Here is a 15,037-nt window from a genome sequence, read left to right as displayed (position 1 = left end):
CTGACCTATGTATACACTATACCGTGAATTTCTTTCGCGTTCAAAATGTAACATTCTGACGGAAAGAAGAGCCTGCATAAGTGCAAGCTCTCTTCATCCGTTACTGTGTGTTTTGACTGGAAATATTGGAAAGAGCCGCTCCCGCAGACTCATTTGAACGCTGATCAACCGCTAAGTCTCCAAGCGCAACGATCCCGACCAGATGATTTTGATCGACAATGGGAAGGCGGCGGATTTGGTGTTGGGCCATCAGATGTGACGCCTCTTCAAGACTCATTTCCGGGTTTCCGGATACAACTGCAGAAGACATCACGTGTGAAACAGGTGTTTGGCCGTCGCGGCCTTGAGCCGTTGTTCTCAATGCGATATCACGGTCTGTCAGCATTCCTTTTAATTCCCCTCCGTCAACGACGGGAATTGCTCCGACATTATGCTGGTGCATCAGCGCAGCCGCTTCCTGAATCGTTTGATTGGGAGAAACGGTAGCCACGTGGGTAGTCATTGATTGTTTGATTGAACTCATTGTAAAGCACCCCTTTCGATATTTATTATGCTCGGGGATTTGTCTCATTATAAAGGGAGTTAGAGGAAAGAAATTGTGGTATCATGTCAAGGAAGCAAAAAAGAGCCTGTCAAAAGGCTCTTTATACCCGTCAGATCAGCCTTCTGTGACTGCAGGCTTCTGATCCGGCCCCTGTCTCGAAATCATCATAGGTAAAGGGAAAATTCATTCCGCATTCATTCAGCAAAGCGCAATTTTTATCAAACAGCGCCCGCTCTTTGACATCATATACCGGGTGCGGCTTTGACAGCATGATATGTACCGTTTGCAGACAAGCCATAATTTGAAACGCTTCTTTTAAAGTTCCTTGGTAACGTTGGTTTTGTAATGATAATACGCCCCTTTTTTTAAAGCGCTGAATTTCCAGTTCGGAGAAATAAAGAGGAAAGACATTTTGAAACAATTCAGAGGAAAGCTCTTGTATCGCGCTTTCTTGTCCGTCAGTCGCTGCGTTCACAATTCTCACATCAATCACCTTTCTTGCCATGTGAATATCCTTAATCTTTATCAAGAATAGCATAGAAAAAAACGCGAAAGCTAAGGTAAGTGTTTCCTATTGAAACAGCCGCTTTCCGCTTGAAAAGGAGCTTTATGATATGAAACAAAATGACCGCGGTCTGGAACTCCTGATTACGGAAAAGCACGCCGGACAATGGCTGTTTTCAGTCCTGAAATCTGAATTCCAGGCGTCAAAACCCGTAATTACGGAATGGATGAACCAAGAAAGCATTCAGGTGAATCGAACATCCCCGAAAAACAACATCATACTGAAAACCGGAGATCGCTTATTCATTGATCTTCAGGAAAAAACGGGTTCTTCGGTGACTCCGGAATACGGAGAGCCGGACATTTTATTTGAGGACAATCATATGCTGATTGCAAATAAGCCGGCGGGAATGCCGACTCATCCAAATGAAGAGGGTCAGACCGGCACCCTCAGCAACCTGATCGCTTACCATTTTCAAATCAACGGCGAGCAGGCGAAAGTGCGCCACGTTCACCGTCTTGACCGTGACACGTCAGGCGCGGTCGTTTTCGCGAAACACCGCCTGGCCCATGCAATCCTTGACCGTCAGCTCGAAACCAAAACATTAAAACGCACCTATATCGCCGCGGCGGAAGGAAAAGTCACGCCTAAAAAAGGCACGGTTGACTCGCCGATCGGCCGCGACAGGTCACATTCGGTCAGACGGCGCGTCTCACCCGGCGGACAAGCTGCCGTCACCCATTACAAAGTGAAAGGCTATCATCCCGGTGCGCAGCTTACATTGGCAGAGCTTGAACTGGAAACCGGGAGAACACATCAAATCAGGGTGCATATGGCAAGCATCGGCCATCCGTTGGCGGGCGATGACCTGTACGGCGGAAGCAGGACGCTGTTTCACAGGCAGGCGCTTCACGCAAAAAAAGTCAGTGTCGTCCATCCGATCTCAGGAGAAGAAATCGTTGCCGAGGCGCCGATGCCGGCTGATCTGGCTCATTTTACCGAAACGTATTTTTCTTAAACCGGGTCGGCATATATAATATATCGTTTCGGCGCATTTCCAATGTAAGAAAATGGATAGCAAGTGGTCAGGATCAGTTCCTCCCGCTTGTGCTGAAGGGTGATGACAGATGTATCATCCCGGCTGACGATTTTTGTACGGCTGATTTTATAAGAAAACGTGCCGTAAGACAAAATCACGTTCAGTCTGTCTCCTTTTTTCAATTCGCCGGTCCGGCGGAACACCGTGTCCCTGTGGCCGGATAACACAATTTGGCCGTGATCGCCCGGATAATAGCTGTCCTTATAATGTCCGACGCCTTTTGCTAAATCATCTGCGTCAGTCCCTTCCACGATCGGGAGCTCAGCGTCGATTTCAGGGATTTCTAAAATGCCGCTTGCCTCACCCGTTTCGGGGTGAAATTCTTTTTTGCGCTGTGTCAGCACAGCGCTTTTTGTTTCGTTCTTTTCCAAGACAGGTTCTGTTGCTTTTTTTGCTTCTTCAAGCGAATGGTTCGTTTTCATATGTGAATCAATGATCTTCCAGCTTCCGTAACATGTGATGATGATACCGGCGATGATGACGAGAAGCGGAATATGTTTCAGTTTGTTCATCGTGTGCGGGTTCCCCTTTTCTTTCTGAAAAGCCAATATACGCCGGCACCCGTGATCACTAGGCCGGCCAATGCCGTCTGATGGCTGCCCGCTGAAGTATCAGGCAATGGGCGGCCTTTTTGTGTGCCGCTTTCAGTCTGTTTTGTCCTTTGTTCCGAATTTGCGGCAGGCGCCGGACGGGATTCGGGAATTGACTGCACTGTATCAGATGCTGTTTCTTCTACGACAGGACGTTCAGGTTTTTTGGTTTGATCAGGCTGTTCTGCCGCATCCGGTTTTTTAGCGGGTTTTTCCGCTTGAGGTTTTTCTCCTTTATCAGGCCTGGTATCGCCCGGTGTTTCCCCGCTTCCCGGCTGATTGCCGGTGTCATCAGGTGTTTCGGCGGCTGATGCCGTGCGGATGCGGCCGTCGGTTTGATAAGAAATCGGCGCGGAAAAGTTTTTGACATAGTCTACTGTCGCTTCCAAATCCTCAGGCCCCGTCACCGGATTCTTGCCGAGTTTCCCGATCGGACCGTATTTTGCCCCCGCTGCCGTCGCCATAAATTGATTGACTGTTACTGTATATCCTTTTTCGGGCTGTATGTCTGTCCCGTCCGCCATTTTCATTTCAACCGCTTGTCCGGTTTCCGGGTTCCATGTATAGGAAAATCCGCTGATGCTGTAATCCGGACCGTACACCGGAGAAATTTGCGCGTTAATGATCTCCCGCAAATCTTTTCCTTTGATTTCAAGCTTCGTCAGCACATTGCCGAACGGCTGTACATTATAAAGGTCTCCCCATGTGATCGCCCCTTTTTTTATGCCGTCCCGGATGCCTCCCCCATTCATAAGCGCAAAATCGGATTTCATCTTCGCTTTCATACCGTCGGCAATCAGATTTCCGAGCGCCGTGTCGCCGTCATTTGAATACCCGCCCGTTATATCATGGGCCGCTTCCCCGACCGCTTCGCTGATAATCGGTTTCACTTTCTCTTCATATTTGCTTAATATGCCTGCCGCAGCCGGGTCAGGCTTGATTTTACTTTGATCGATATATTGGATTTCCGCTGATTTTTTCACGATATCCTTCGACTCTTTATCAAGTTCAAGATCGGCGATTCCGATTGCTTTTCCGTATTCAAATGCCTGCACGATCAGCTTGCCGTCGATTTCTCCGTTTACGACTTTATGATTGTGCGCGGCGAAAATCACATCAATCTCTGAGTCTGTTCCGCTTGCAAGCTTTGCGGATTCTCCCGTGATTGCTGAGCCATTTTGTTCAGCAGACATATGGGCGAGCACGGCGATTGCTTTAATTCCTTTTTTCTTCAGGTCAGCGGCGGCGTCATTGACGGCCTTTACCTCATCCGTAAACGTAATATCTTTAATTCCGTCCGGGATGACCATGCCTGCCGCCGATCTGGTTACAACCCCGATAAATGCGACCGGAATTCCGGAAACGTATTTAATTTCATACGGCGGCACAAAGGACTCCCCTGACTTCAGTTTACAGTTGGCGCAGACGAGCGGGAAATTTTGGCCGTCATAACCGCTTGTCCCCTTACCGTCCGGATGATCTCCTCCATTGATGATCCGTTTAAGCTCATTCGTTCCTTCATCGAATTCGTGATTGCCGACAGTTCCGACATCAAAACCGATGTCTTCCATCAATTCTACTGTCGGTTCATCCTGAAAAAGGGCTGACACGGGAGAGCTGCCCCCGATCATATCGCCCGCATGCACGACAAAGGCGTGTTCTTTCTCGGCTTTCGCCTTTTTAATGTACGCTGCGGCGTAGTCCATCCGCCCGAACGTGCCATCCGGTTTACCGTCTCCGTTAAGGTCAAGCTCATATTGCTGATCAATTTTTCCGTGCAGATCATTCATGCTGATGATTCTGAGCGGGACACGGCCGGAGTCTTCAGTCTGCCGTTCTTTATACGCTTTATCCATTCCAGCTTCATTCAGTGATCCTGCTTGTCCGATTGCTTCCGCATCTTTCACGCTGAACATCATAAAACAAACCGTCAGCAAACAGCACGTAAGACGCATACCCCTTTTTTTCTTCATTTATTTCCCCCCTGTCTTCTAAGAAATACGTTAGCTTATTTTCTTAGAAATCACATCACTTTTTTGTAAAGATTGTCTTCACTGGCGCAAAATAGTAAATAATCCCCACGTAACGAAACAGGTCTTGATGTATAACGGATCGGCTTTTTTCACATCTTAATGATGATTTGACATGAAGGAGGAAAACAACCAGTGGAACAGCAGCAGAATCAGCAGCCGCCAGTAAATCAAGGGATCCCGGGTTCACCGCAAGTGAATCACGGAGGACATGAGCTTTTCGATATGCATGAAGTGCTGGCCGGAACAGTCGGCGTTTTGGATCAATTTATGATGCTCAGACAGTTTATACAGGATCAGCAGCTGGCCGACATCCTTGACCGCCAGTATCAATTCATTCTCGGACTCTATAATCTGACGGCAGAATGCTTTAAGACCGGCCAAAAGCCTTCTCAGGAAACGTCGACATATATGATGAAGGAACAGAACCAGGCCGTCTACGGTATAAAACCGACTCAGCCGAAAAAACCGAATCAATCATTAAATGATGTCAAAGATCTCGGGATCAGCGGCCATATGCTCGGCCTGATTAAAGCTCAAGCTTCTCTCTTGACGATGAGCTCGCTTGAAATGACCAATCCCGTCACTAGAAGAGTGCTCTCCGCCCAAATTCAGCAATATGTCGAAATGGCGTATGAAATCTTCTTATACCAAAACAAACACGGTTATTATCAGGTTCCTCAGCTCAATGCACAAGATATGCAGACCATGCTGAATTCATTTACGCCGGCCCAGGGACAGCCGCAAATGCCTCCGATTAAAGGACAAATGGGACAGCAGCAGCAAAACCTCCATTGATTAAAAAACGGCGTTGGAAACCTGACTCTCCAATGCCGTTTTCTTTTTTTCATATGCTTTTATGAAATCATGTTCAAATTGTTTCAGGCTTTCTTTCGTAGCCGCTTCAAAGCCTTTTTCAAAATCCTGTGTTTCGGCGGTTTTGTTGATAATGGTTAAGATAATGCCTTCTCCGAATGTTTCGGTTAAGTCCTTTATCATATAGAAGCTTTGCAAATAGACATCCGTTTCATATTCCATACGCGATTTCTGCCATTTTCGGTCGGTCGTTAATTGATCAAACGGCACGACGGAAAATGCAATCGGATCAATGACTACATCATAATGCGCGACCCACTCGCTCAGCCCCTCATGAAACCAAAGCGGAAATACAGACGTATCCGTCCCCAATTGCCGCGTTTTTTGATGAAACGCGTAATGTGTATATTCATGTATAATCAATTGCTTATACATGAAAACGGCCAGCTCATCTTTTTTCAAAAGCTGTTTTTTCTCTTCAGGCAAAAGCCCCATCATCTGCTCCTGTTCTGAATAAAAACCGACTACATTTTTCAATCCTGAATATTGCTCCATTTCAGCTTCATCCGAAAAGAAAATGAGTTCAAGCGGCGCTGCACCTTTATAGCCGACAATGATTTGATTGATACGCTTTGCGTGGTCCAGCGTAAGCTTGGTCAGATCCAAGAGCGGCTTTTCATCCGCCGTATAGTAAATCGCTGTATGTTTGTAAATTTCTTTATTCATGTGTTCAGTCACTTGTTCCTTCGTCGGAACAGAGCGGCTGTTTTGGCCTGACAGGACGTACATCATACTTACTGAAACGGCTGAACTGACAGCCAATATGACAAGGACTCCGCACAGGATCAGAGTGAATGCCGCCCGTTTCCCCATGCCGTCACGCAAACAAGCTCCCCTCCCCGATCCTTTCATTTTCATCTCATTCTTTACTTTATGCTCAGGAGCGCTGGGTCGTGACGGCAGATAAAATAAAAAAGCCGCAGCAAATGCGGCTTTTCCATTCATTTATTTATTGGGGTTTGGGAATACACGCTGCACCATTTGGCCGAACTCATCAAACAGACCGGATACAGGATGTCCGTTTTGGATTCGTTTTCCGTAGCCTTGCATGCGTTCAACGAAGTCCGGGTTCGCTGATACATATACAGTCCGGACATGTTTATCGGCTGATTTCACCTTATCGGTAATCTTATTTTTTAAATGGTTGGCGATGGCGCCTTTTTGCCCGTTTGTCAAAACAACAGCAACATATGCGCTGTTTCCGGCAACGATCACAGTCGCATTTTTAACCTCTTTTAAATCAGTCACCTTGTCGGCGGCTTTATCAGCCACTCTCAGGTTACGATTGTCATTGTGATCGGTATTTTGGTTATGACGGTTCACTGTATTCATATTTGTCGCACCGTCGTTAGGCGTGTTGCGGTAATTTACATTCTGGGTGCGGTTGTCATTTCGTTTTCCTTCTCCCTGGTTTCCCATACTGCACCCTGCGGTAATCAGCATCGGCAGAAGAAGGGCAGAGATAACTGCTTGCTTTTTTATCATGTGAATTCCTCCTTTCTCACTTTACGTATAGGTTTTTCTATTCGGCGGGATTTATGCACGCCGTTTGCATTCTGAGGTTTGGATAAATATCAGAAGGAAAGGGAAAGGTAAGCGTAATCAATTGAATGAGGAGGGATTTAACTTGTTCAGAAAAAAAAGCGGCATCAGCCCGACAGCGCTGCTGATCGGATCATCGATTCTGATTGCAGCTTTATCACCCGAAATCCGCCGGAAAATCTCCGGAATGGTTTCAGGCAGAATGCAGCATAAAGATGGCACACACTCCATGCAGCCTGCTGACCTGATTCAACAGGCTTTCAGCGGGGAATCCGGCGGACAGCAGCACACAGACAAAGCCCGGCATTCACAAACCGGCTCATTACAGCCTGCCGAGCTGATCAAACAGGCTTTCGGCGGGGAATCCGGCGGACAGCAGCACACGGACAAAGCCCGGCATTCACAAACCGGCTCATTACAGCCTGCCGAGCTGATCAAACAGGCTTTCGGCGGGGAATCCAGCGGACAGCAGCATGAGCAGACTTCCCGCAATCACTCCGGCTCATCCCATACGGACGGACAGGCAGACCGCAGCCGCAGTAAAGAAACTTCGCCGAAGCCTCACTATACCGAGCCGATTCACTTCGAAGAAAGCGCGGTAAATGTTTTAAATGACAGCACCGTGATGAATATGCTGGAAGAAATTGAACCCGGAAATCATTAGAAACGAAAAAATCCTTCATTCGTTCAACGATGAAGGATTTTTTCGTTTTAGCGCTCTATCTCATATTTTTCTATAAGAAAATGAACCATCGATCTGCTTTTGTTAAGCTTCTTCAGCTTCAATGACGATTGAGGAATCATTGTACACCGCGGTATCGGTTTCCTTCGTCATTTTACTTGTTAACAGCCCTGCGGTCATACTGCCGCTGACATTTAAGGCGGTGCGCCCCATGTCAATTAACGGCTCAATTGAAATGAGCAGCCCGGCAAGCGCGACAGGCATGTTCAAAGAGGATAGGACGAGCAGAGCCGCAAATGTCGCGCCGCCTCCCACGCCTGCTACACCGAATGAACTGATTGCCACGATGGCGATGACGGAGATGATAAATCCCGGTTCAAACGGGTTTTGCCCTACTGTCGGCGCAATCATCATCGCGAGCATCGCCGGGTAAATGCCGGCACAGCCGTTTTGACCGATTGATAAGCCGAATGAACCGGCGAAGTTCGCAATGCCTTCCGGTACGCCCATGCTTTTTTGTGTTTTAATATTGAGCGGCAAAGCCCCTGCGCTTGAACGGGACGTAAACGCAAACACCATAACCGGAAATGCTTTTTTCACGTATGTGATCGGATTTAAACCGCTGAACGTGATCAGCAGCAAGTGAATGATAAACATGGCGATAAGCGCGGCGTATGAAGCGATCACAAACATCCCCAGTTTCGCAATGCTGTCGATGTCGCTTGTCGCGATCGTTTTGGTCATAATCGCCAATACCCCGTAAGGCGTCAGTCTTAAAATTAATGTCACGACGCGCATAATAATCGCGTAAACCGCATCGACAATTCCGCTGAATGTCGCTGCGTGCTCCGGCTGCTTCCGTTTCACGCCCAGAAAAGCGATGCCGAGGAAAGCGGCGAAAATAACGACTCCGATGGTGGAAGTCGGTCTGGCTCCCGTGAAATCAAGAAACGGATTCCCCGGCAGAAGCTCAACGATTTGCTGAGGCAGCGTTTTGGCCGTCATATCCTCAGATTTTTGCTGCAGCTCCTGACCCCTTGATAACTCAGTGCTCCCCTGGTCGATATGAACGGCTTTCAGATCAAAGGAAAGCGCCGAAACAATTCCGACTGCCGCGGCAATTGCTGTCGTAGCAATCAAAATTCCGATGATCAGTCCGCTGATTTTCCCGATGTTATGGGTCAGTTTCAGCTTCGTAAATGCGCCGAGAATAGAAATAAAGACTAGCGGCATGACGATCATCTGAAGCAATTTGACATAACCGCCGCCGGCAATATTAAACCAATCGGCCGTTTGTGTCACGATATGTGAAGCCGGCCCGTAAATCAATTGCAGTGCAAAACCGAATACAATGCCTAATCCGAGTGCGGTAAAGACACGTTTAGAAAAGGAAACGTGTTTTTTTTGCATCACAAACAGACCTGCTATAAACAAAAACAAAATAAAAACATGTAAGATTACAAATAAATTCTCCAAAACAGGTAAACACTCCCTTGCTCATTATCCTTAAACACTATATTACATCAATTCCGATCGGTCAAGTAAGAATTGACAATATATGTATTTTTAATGATTTTTCTCTTTTCTTTCCATCCTTTCTTTAGTAACTTATATAAGGGTGATTGTTATGCTGAAGGAACTGTTTCTTAATTTGACGATTTTAATCACATTTAATTATCTCTTCACCGTTCTTTTTAAAGAGTCGCTTTCACATAAAGAAGACCGTCCGATGTTTCAATTACTGAAGGGGGCGGTTTGCGGGCTTTTAGGGGTTTTTCTGATTGCTTTCGGCTTTTCTTACTCCGATTCCATCATTGATCTCAGAAATATCCCCATTATCATCGCCGCTCTTTACGGAGGCTGGGTGTCTACAGCAGCTGCCTTTTTCATTATCGTGGCAGGCCGTATCCTGATCAATTTCAATGCCAGCGCCATTTATTCTATCGCCGCAGTCGGCATGATTGCGATACTTTCTGTGGCCGTATTCAGAGGAAAAAAGCCGAATCACAAAAATGCGTTCGTTATGCTGCTCTTTTCAAATGTTATTATCACCCTGACGCTGCTGTTACTTATGCCTGAACAGCCTGCCGGGGCCCTCGTTTATTTTTGGCTCATTTCTACCTTGGGCGGAATGCTGTCGCTGTATATCATTAAACACGAAGCCGATGCCCGCCTTTTGTTCAAGCAATACAAGTTTCAAGCGAATTATGATTTTCTGACGGGGATTTTTAATAAGAGAAAATTCGAGGAAGTCTCGCGCGTTCTGTACGATCGGGCGTCTCAATCCCCCTCGTCTCAGCTCGCGCTTATTTATTTGGATATTGATCACTTTAAGCAGATCAATGATCAATACGGCCATTATGAAGGGGACCAAGTGCTGAAGGAACTGGGGGCGCGCCTGAGGCTCTTACTCAGCAGTTCTGATCCGTCAGCCCGCATCGGCGGGGAAGAATTTGCCGTGCTTATGCCCAATTGCACGTATACAAAAGGGCTTCACCTCGCAGAAGAAATCAGGCACACGATTGACGCGAACCCGATTCTGCTGACGAGCGGAGATACAATTCCCGTGACCGTTTCCCTCGGCATCGCGCATTATCCGACAAATACATCGGACCCTCAGACATTGCCCCTGATCGCGGACCGGATGCTGTACAAAGCGAAAACATCAGGGCGCAATCAAGTGTGCAGCACTGAAAAAAAAGAATGATCGCCCGAAGAGGAAATCATTCTTTCTTTTCAGTGAGAAAGCCGCCCCTCAGGAAAACAGGAATCAGGCTGCCCTCATATTCTTTTTCAATAAACGCCGCGGTATCATCTGATTGATACAAAGACAGGAGTTTTTGCATCCGTTCATCATCTTTATCCTCAGCCCTGACGGCGATCAGATGAATATACGCTTCCTTCATTTGCGCCGATCGGATCAGCGCGTCCTTCTCCGCATGAAATCCTGCTCTTTTCGCCTCGCTTTGACTGAGAACTGCTGCGTCAGCATGTTCCGCCGCCTGATAGGCGTTCTTTTTTGTTTCCGTTTTTAAGGTCAGATGCTTCGGGTTGTCCTTGATCATATCAGTTGAACCCGTACCGGTGAATCCCTTTTTCAATGTCATCAGTCCGGCCTCCTGCATGAGAAAAAGCGCCCTGCCGAAGGCCGCCGCTTCACCAGGCACAGCAATGACCGCTCCGTCCGGTATATCCTTCAGCCGTTTATGTTGCTTGGAATACACCCCCAGCGATGCCGCATATGTCGTTCCTAAAGGAGCCAGCTTCTTTTTCACATGAGGCGGCAAAGATTGAAAATAAGAAACGGATTGAAACGCATTGGCGTCGAGATCCCCGCCGGCAAGCGCCAAATCGGCCTCGGCATAATCCGAAAACGTTACCAAAGAAAGCTGCAATCCTTCCTCACCGGCTTTTTTCGCGACAAACTCCCAGATCGATTGATCAGATTCATTGATTCCGATAGTAATTGTCCGGTTCCCGTCAGGATAATGGCATGAAGTAAGTGATATGATCAAAATGAAAAGAAACAGACTGTTTATAAGCCGCAGGTTCAAGTTGACCTACTCCCTATCTATTTTTATGTACAGAGGCTGCACCATGGTATTCGGGCTCATGATTACATACAATACCGATTAAAAAAAGGGTTGTCAATTGCTTCCTTAAGAGGCTGCAAAGCGGTTTTTATCAGCTGAAAATGGGCTGTTCTAGTCTCAAATCAGATTTCCGTATCAGAGCGTTCTCCTCTTAAAACATGTTATTTCGAAAAAAGTTACATTTAGCAGTTGTTTTTTCTTCGAATTACTGGTAGAGTAAAGGTAATTATTTTTGTTCGAACTATCTTTAAGAAGAAAGTTTTGTAAGAGTTTTCGTCTTGGAAGTTTGTTTTAGAGCAAGAATAGTGAATTTAAGCGTTATGTCGCTTTAGGAGGAAATTTCATGTTAGAAGGTAAAGTAAAATGGTTCAACTCTGAAAAAGGATTCGGATTCATCGAAGTAGAAGGTCAAGACGATGTATTCGTTCACTTCTCTGCTATTCAAGGCGAAGGCTTCAAAACTTTAGAAGAAGGCCAATCTGTTTCTTTCGAAATCGTTGAAGGAAACCGCGGACCACAAGCTGCTAACGTAACAAAAGCATAAATTGTTTAAAAACCCTGCCGGTGTACGCCGGCAGGGTTTTTTTCATCTAAAACGAAAAGCTGTTTTGCAAAGGCAAAACAGCTTTTTATATCAGGTGGCAATATCGCGTTTTAAGAAGACGCCGAATGCGAGCGCCAGAAAAATAACGAAGTAAATCACAAGCATCACAACCGAAAATGTCATCGTCATCCCCTCTACTAAAGGAGTCCCGTTCATATATTGCGACAAATCCGTATTGGCGAATAAAATATATTTGGTCCATTCAAATTTCGTGGCAAGAAATACAGTCGCCGTGTTTCCCATAACCAATAGAAAAATAGAAAATCCGACCGCTAATGAGCTGTTCCGGAATACCGCAGACAGCATAAACGCCATCGTCGCAAGCATAAAAGCGGAGACAGATTCATAGACATATGTTTTAGCGAGGAAGGCGATGATATTTTGCTCAAAAACATGGCCGTCTTTGTATACGAGATGAACATCAGCCGCAGTATCTCCCCCTGTACCGAAAAAGACCAATCCCAACAGAGCGGAGCCGGCAAATAAAATCACAAGCATCAGCAGTCCGAACAGCAGCACCGTCATATATTTAGAAAGCAAAATCTGAAAACGGCTGAGCGGACGGATAGCCAGCAGCTTGATCGTCCCCCAGTTGAACTCATTCGCCACGATGCCTGCGGCAATGATAATCGTAAACAGCCCGGTCAAAACAGTCATCATCGAAGAATCAGCTACGTATGACCACACTGTGTACCCTGTATCCTCAGGGATGTTATGATCCATACGGTATTGATTTATCGCGACATTCTGTTTCAGGTTATCAATGAGCGTCTGGTTTCCGGTTTCCTTCATCTGCTGTTTCATTTCTTTGTTTTCGGCCTGGAGCTCCTGTTTCCAATTCGGATTGGCTTCGCTCGAGGTGAAATGGTTTGACAGAAGCGCAAAACCGATCATCGAAACGCCTAAAATTACAATCATAGCCCACGTGCCGACGCGGCTGAAAATTTTTATCCATTCATTATAGATCAGCTTAAACATATTGAACCTCCTCTTTCGTCCCGCCGGTAATCTCCAAGAAACGGTCTTCCAAAGATTTTGTCATGATTTTCACTTCATATAAGCGGATGTTTTCACGGACGAGCAGTGAAATCACATCAGGCACTTCCTGTTTTGACAGCTTGATCTCAATGCCGTTTGTCTTCTTCACACAGTCAAACTGACTCAGAACGGCAAGAGCCTCTTCTCTTTGTTCAATATGGAAGAAGTATGTATCTTTATCCTCTTTTCCTTCATCCCTTACTTTTTGAATATCGACAAGCTCCCCTTTTTGCAGAATGCCGATTCGGTCGCACATTAACTCCATTTCTGACAGCAGATGGCTTGAGACGATGACAGCCATTCCTTTTTCACGTGTCAGCTTTTTCAGATGGTCCCTGATTTCCCTGATGCCCGCGGGATCAAGGCCGTTTGTCGGTTCATCCAGAATCAGCACCTTAGGATTATGCAGCAGGCTTTGGGCGAGGCCGAGACGCTGTCTCATTCCGAGAGAGTAGGTTTTTACTTTGTCATGTATTCTGTCCTGCAACCCGACGAGCTCGATGACCTCATCTATTTTTTCTTTCGTAACGCCTTTTACCATCCTTGCGTACTGCTGTAAATTTTTATAACCGCTCAGGAATTTGTACAGCTCCGGGTTTTCCACGATGGCTCCGACGTGCCTGACCGCTTTTGCATAGTTTTTCGTAATGGATTCCCCGCAGATTACGATGTCTCCCTGAGACAGTTTCATTAATCCGACCATCATTCTGATCGTAGTGGTTTTCCCCGCTCCGTTCGGCCCTAGAAACCCAAACACTTCGCCCGCCCGGACGGAGAAGCTCAGATCATGAATAATCGTTCGTCCTTTTATCGTTTTCTTTACCTGTTGCAGTTCTAATACCGTTTCCAATTAGAATCCCCCTTCTATTTCGTGCGCCTGCATGACGCTTCTGTACCATTGCAGCACGGACATTCCTTCCTGTTCCCTAATTTCTTCGACCTCGCGCCGTTCAGCGATTTTCCCTTTTATGAAAACCATCACTTCGTCTAACAGCGTCTCAATCTCGCCGATCTCATGCGTGGCGATGACGACGATCTGGCTGTCAAAATCAATATAAGATACGAGACTGTTGACAATCGATTCTCTGACCGCCGGATCAAGACCTGAAAACGGCTCATCCAGCAGAATGACGGATGCTTTTCTCGACAGGGCCAAAACGATTTTCAGCCTGCCCCGGCTGCCTTTGGACAGCTCTTTTATCTTCTGCTTCGCTGAAAGATTCATTTCCGTTAATAGGTTATGTGCTTTTTCCAGCTGAAAATCCGGGAATTGCGAATGATAAAATGTGAGCATATCACCGACGGTCGTCCGGGCGAAAAACATATCATGTTCGGTTAAATAAGCCGTACGAAACAGCATGTTCCTGCTTACTGCGCAGTCTCCGATCCGGACGGCGCCCGAGGTCGGGAACGCAAGCCCGGCAAGCATTTTAAGCGTTGTTGATTTACCGCTTCCGTTCGGCCCTAAAATTCCGTAGATTTTACCCGGAGACAATGAAAATGATACATCGCTGACCGCGAGCCTGCGGCCGTATTTTTTTGTTACGCGTTCAAAATCAAGATTCATCGTTTGCTTCCTCCGCATATTGTTTGATCCCGTCGATCATTTCCTCAGGAGATAGCCCCAGCTCCGCCATTTCCTGAATAAAGCGTTTGAAAACGTCTTTAGTCAGCCTGTCTTTCAGCTCCACTTTCAGATCGGACCTTTCCGCTACAAAGGTTCCCTGTCCTCTTCTCGTCTCCACGATCCCCAGCCTTTCCATTTCACTGTACGTTCTTTGTATCGTATTCGGATTCACTTTCATCTGTACGGCCATCTCCCTTACGGACGGCAGTTTGTCCCCCGGTGAAAGCTCACTTCGGATCAGCCGGTAATATACACGATCGGCAATCTGCAGATAAATCGGCTTGGATGACTGAAATTCATTCTCCAT

Annotated in this window: 17 protein-coding genes; 5 read left to right on the top strand and 12 right to left on the bottom strand. The window is 46.6% G+C overall.

Going from position 1 to position 15,037, the window contains the following annotated elements; all coding sequences use genetic code 11:
• Positions 1–100: 100 nt before the first annotated feature.
• Entirely contained in the window at positions 101–523 is a 423-nt protein-coding gene (locus NSQ37_RS10220; RefSeq protein ID WP_007408449.1) for a CBS domain-containing protein, read from the bottom strand.
• A 130-nt stretch (positions 524–653) separates the two neighbouring features.
• Complete coding sequence (locus NSQ37_RS10215; RefSeq protein ID WP_015239467.1) at positions 654–1,049, bottom strand: DUF5365 family protein; 396 nt, start codon at positions 1,047–1,049, stop codon at positions 654–656.
• Between the two features lie 109 nt (positions 1,050–1,158).
• Between NSQ37_RS10215 and NSQ37_RS10210 the strand changes: the two genes are divergently transcribed.
• Positions 1,159–2,067 carry an RluA family pseudouridine synthase gene (locus NSQ37_RS10210; protein ID WP_007408447.1) on the top strand — a complete coding sequence of 303 codons (909 nt, stop codon included), beginning with the start codon at positions 1,159–1,161 and terminating at the stop codon, positions 2,065–2,067.
• Here the strand turns inward: NSQ37_RS10210 and NSQ37_RS10205 are convergent.
• Both NSQ37_RS10205 and NSQ37_RS10200 read right to left on the bottom strand, forming a co-directional pair.
• A complete protein-coding gene (locus tag NSQ37_RS10205) occupies positions 2,064–2,660 on the bottom strand; it encodes a class D sortase (RefSeq protein WP_039062837.1) in 597 nt (198 codons plus the stop codon). The two genes, NSQ37_RS10210 and NSQ37_RS10205, sit on opposite strands and share 4 nt — an antisense overlap.
• Positions 2,657–4,711 carry a bifunctional metallophosphatase/5'-nucleotidase gene (locus NSQ37_RS10200; protein WP_341123676.1) on the bottom strand — a complete coding sequence of 685 codons (2,055 nt, stop codon included), beginning with the start codon at positions 4,709–4,711 and terminating at the stop codon, positions 2,657–2,659. Before NSQ37_RS10200 ends, NSQ37_RS10205 begins: the two co-directional genes overlap by 4 nt.
• Positions 4,712–4,903: 192 nt before the next feature.
• On the opposite strand from NSQ37_RS10200, the gene NSQ37_RS10195 reads away from it, so the two are divergent.
• Positions 4,904–5,566, top strand: coding sequence for a spore coat protein (locus NSQ37_RS10195; protein WP_099566517.1), 663 nt, complete (start codon positions 4,904–4,906; stop codon positions 5,564–5,566).
• Here the strand turns inward: NSQ37_RS10195 and NSQ37_RS10190 are convergent, their stop codons facing one another.
• Both NSQ37_RS10190 and NSQ37_RS10185 read right to left on the bottom strand, forming a co-directional pair.
• Positions 5,567–6,469, bottom strand: a complete 903-nt coding sequence (locus tag NSQ37_RS10190) for a hypothetical protein (protein WP_014417278.1) — start codon at positions 6,467–6,469, stop codon at positions 5,567–5,569.
• A 120-nt stretch (positions 6,470–6,589) separates the two neighbouring features.
• Positions 6,590–7,129 (bottom strand): YhcN/YlaJ family sporulation lipoprotein, encoded by a 540-nt coding sequence (locus NSQ37_RS10185; RefSeq protein WP_003155362.1) that lies wholly within the window; start codon positions 7,127–7,129, stop codon positions 6,590–6,592.
• A gap of 142 nt (positions 7,130–7,271) precedes the next feature.
• Between NSQ37_RS10185 and NSQ37_RS10180 the strand changes: the two genes are divergently transcribed.
• Complete coding sequence (locus NSQ37_RS10180) at positions 7,272–7,850, top strand: hypothetical protein (RefSeq protein WP_043021368.1); 579 nt, start codon at positions 7,272–7,274, stop codon at positions 7,848–7,850.
• 102 nt (positions 7,851–7,952) lie between these two features.
• Here NSQ37_RS10180 and NSQ37_RS10175 read toward each other — a convergent pair whose 3' ends face one another.
• Positions 7,953–9,344, bottom strand: a complete 1,392-nt coding sequence (locus NSQ37_RS10175; protein ID WP_122503799.1) for an L-cystine transporter — start codon at positions 9,342–9,344, stop codon at positions 7,953–7,955.
• Positions 9,345–9,495: 151 nt separating this feature from the next.
• Between NSQ37_RS10175 and NSQ37_RS10170 the strand changes: the two genes are divergently transcribed.
• The gene (locus tag NSQ37_RS10170; RefSeq protein WP_012117154.1) at positions 9,496–10,575 is read left to right on the top strand and encodes a GGDEF domain-containing protein; all 1,080 of its coding nucleotides are present in this window, start codon (positions 9,496–9,498) and stop codon (positions 10,573–10,575) included.
• Between the two features lie 16 nt (positions 10,576–10,591).
• On the opposite strand, the gene NSQ37_RS10165 is transcribed toward NSQ37_RS10170, so the two are convergent.
• Entirely contained in the window at positions 10,592–11,422 is an 831-nt protein-coding gene (locus NSQ37_RS10165; protein WP_122503798.1) for a MetQ/NlpA family ABC transporter substrate-binding protein, read from the bottom strand.
• Between the two features lie 382 nt (positions 11,423–11,804).
• Here NSQ37_RS10165 and cspB point away from each other — a divergent pair, with 382 nt between their 5' ends.
• Positions 11,805–12,005: a cold shock-like protein CspB gene (cspB, locus tag NSQ37_RS10160; protein ID WP_003155376.1), complete on the top strand. Its 201-nt coding sequence runs from the start codon at positions 11,805–11,807 to the stop codon at positions 12,003–12,005.
• Between the two features lie 90 nt (positions 12,006–12,095).
• On the opposite strand, the gene NSQ37_RS10155 is transcribed toward cspB, so the two are convergent.
• From NSQ37_RS10155 to NSQ37_RS10140, 4 genes are read right to left on the bottom strand one after another with little or no spacing between them, the layout of a single operon-like run.
• Positions 12,096–13,043, bottom strand: a complete 948-nt coding sequence (locus NSQ37_RS10155; RefSeq protein ID WP_025284471.1) for an ABC transporter permease — start codon at positions 13,041–13,043, stop codon at positions 12,096–12,098.
• Positions 13,036–13,953 (bottom strand): ABC transporter ATP-binding protein, encoded by a 918-nt coding sequence (locus tag NSQ37_RS10150; protein ID WP_012117151.1) that lies wholly within the window; start codon positions 13,951–13,953, stop codon positions 13,036–13,038. The genes NSQ37_RS10155 and NSQ37_RS10150 overlap by 8 nt, the downstream gene beginning before the upstream one ends.
• Positions 13,954–14,670, bottom strand: a complete 717-nt coding sequence (locus NSQ37_RS10145) for an ATP-binding cassette domain-containing protein (protein WP_025284469.1) — start codon at positions 14,668–14,670, stop codon at positions 13,954–13,956. It lies immediately after the preceding gene.
• On the bottom strand, positions 14,660–15,037 hold the full coding sequence (locus tag NSQ37_RS10140) for a GntR family transcriptional regulator (protein WP_061581849.1): 378 nt from the start codon (positions 15,035–15,037) through the stop codon (positions 14,660–14,662). Before NSQ37_RS10140 ends, NSQ37_RS10145 begins: the two co-directional genes overlap by 11 nt.

It is taken from the genome of Bacillus sp. FSL P4-0334 (assembly GCF_038004825.1).
Classification (GTDB): Bacteria; Bacillota; Bacilli; order Bacillales; family Bacillaceae; genus Bacillus; species Bacillus velezensis.
Note: the sequence above shows the minus strand (reverse complement) of the source record. Positions and strands in the feature narration are given on the sequence as shown.

Bases quoted from the DNA above. Each gene is read 5' to 3' on its own strand.
- NSQ37_RS10220 (WP_007408449.1), bottom strand. From the start codon at position 523: ATGAGTTCAATCAAACAATCAATGACTACCCACGTGGCTACCGTTTCT.
- NSQ37_RS10215 (WP_015239467.1), bottom strand. From the start codon at position 1,049: ATGGCAAGAAAGGTGATTGATGTGAGAATTGTGAACGCAGCGACTGAC.
- NSQ37_RS10210 (WP_007408447.1), top strand. From the start codon at position 1,159: ATGAAACAAAATGACCGCGGTCTGGAACTCCTGATTACGGAAAAGCAC.
- NSQ37_RS10205 (WP_039062837.1), bottom strand. From the start codon at position 2,660: ATGAACAAACTGAAACATATTCCGCTTCTCGTCATCATCGCCGGTATC.
- NSQ37_RS10200 (WP_341123676.1), bottom strand. From the start codon at position 4,711: ATGAAGAAAAAAAGGGGTATGCGTCTTACGTGCTGTTTGCTGACGGTT.
- NSQ37_RS10185 (WP_003155362.1), bottom strand. From the start codon at position 7,129: ATGATAAAAAAGCAAGCAGTTATCTCTGCCCTTCTTCTGCCGATGCTG.
- NSQ37_RS10170 (WP_012117154.1), top strand. From the start codon at position 9,496: ATGCTGAAGGAACTGTTTCTTAATTTGACGATTTTAATCACATTTAAT.
- cspB (WP_003155376.1), top strand. From the start codon at position 11,805: ATGTTAGAAGGTAAAGTAAAATGGTTCAACTCTGAAAAAGGATTCGGA.
- NSQ37_RS10155 (WP_025284471.1), bottom strand. From the start codon at position 13,043: ATGTTTAAGCTGATCTATAATGAATGGATAAAAATTTTCAGCCGCGTC.
- NSQ37_RS10145 (WP_025284469.1), bottom strand. From the start codon at position 14,670: ATGAATCTTGATTTTGAACGCGTAACAAAAAAATACGGCCGCAGGCTC.
- NSQ37_RS10140 (WP_061581849.1), bottom strand. From the start codon at position 15,037: ATGGAGAATGAATTTCAGTCATCCAAGCCGATTTATCTGCAGATTGCC.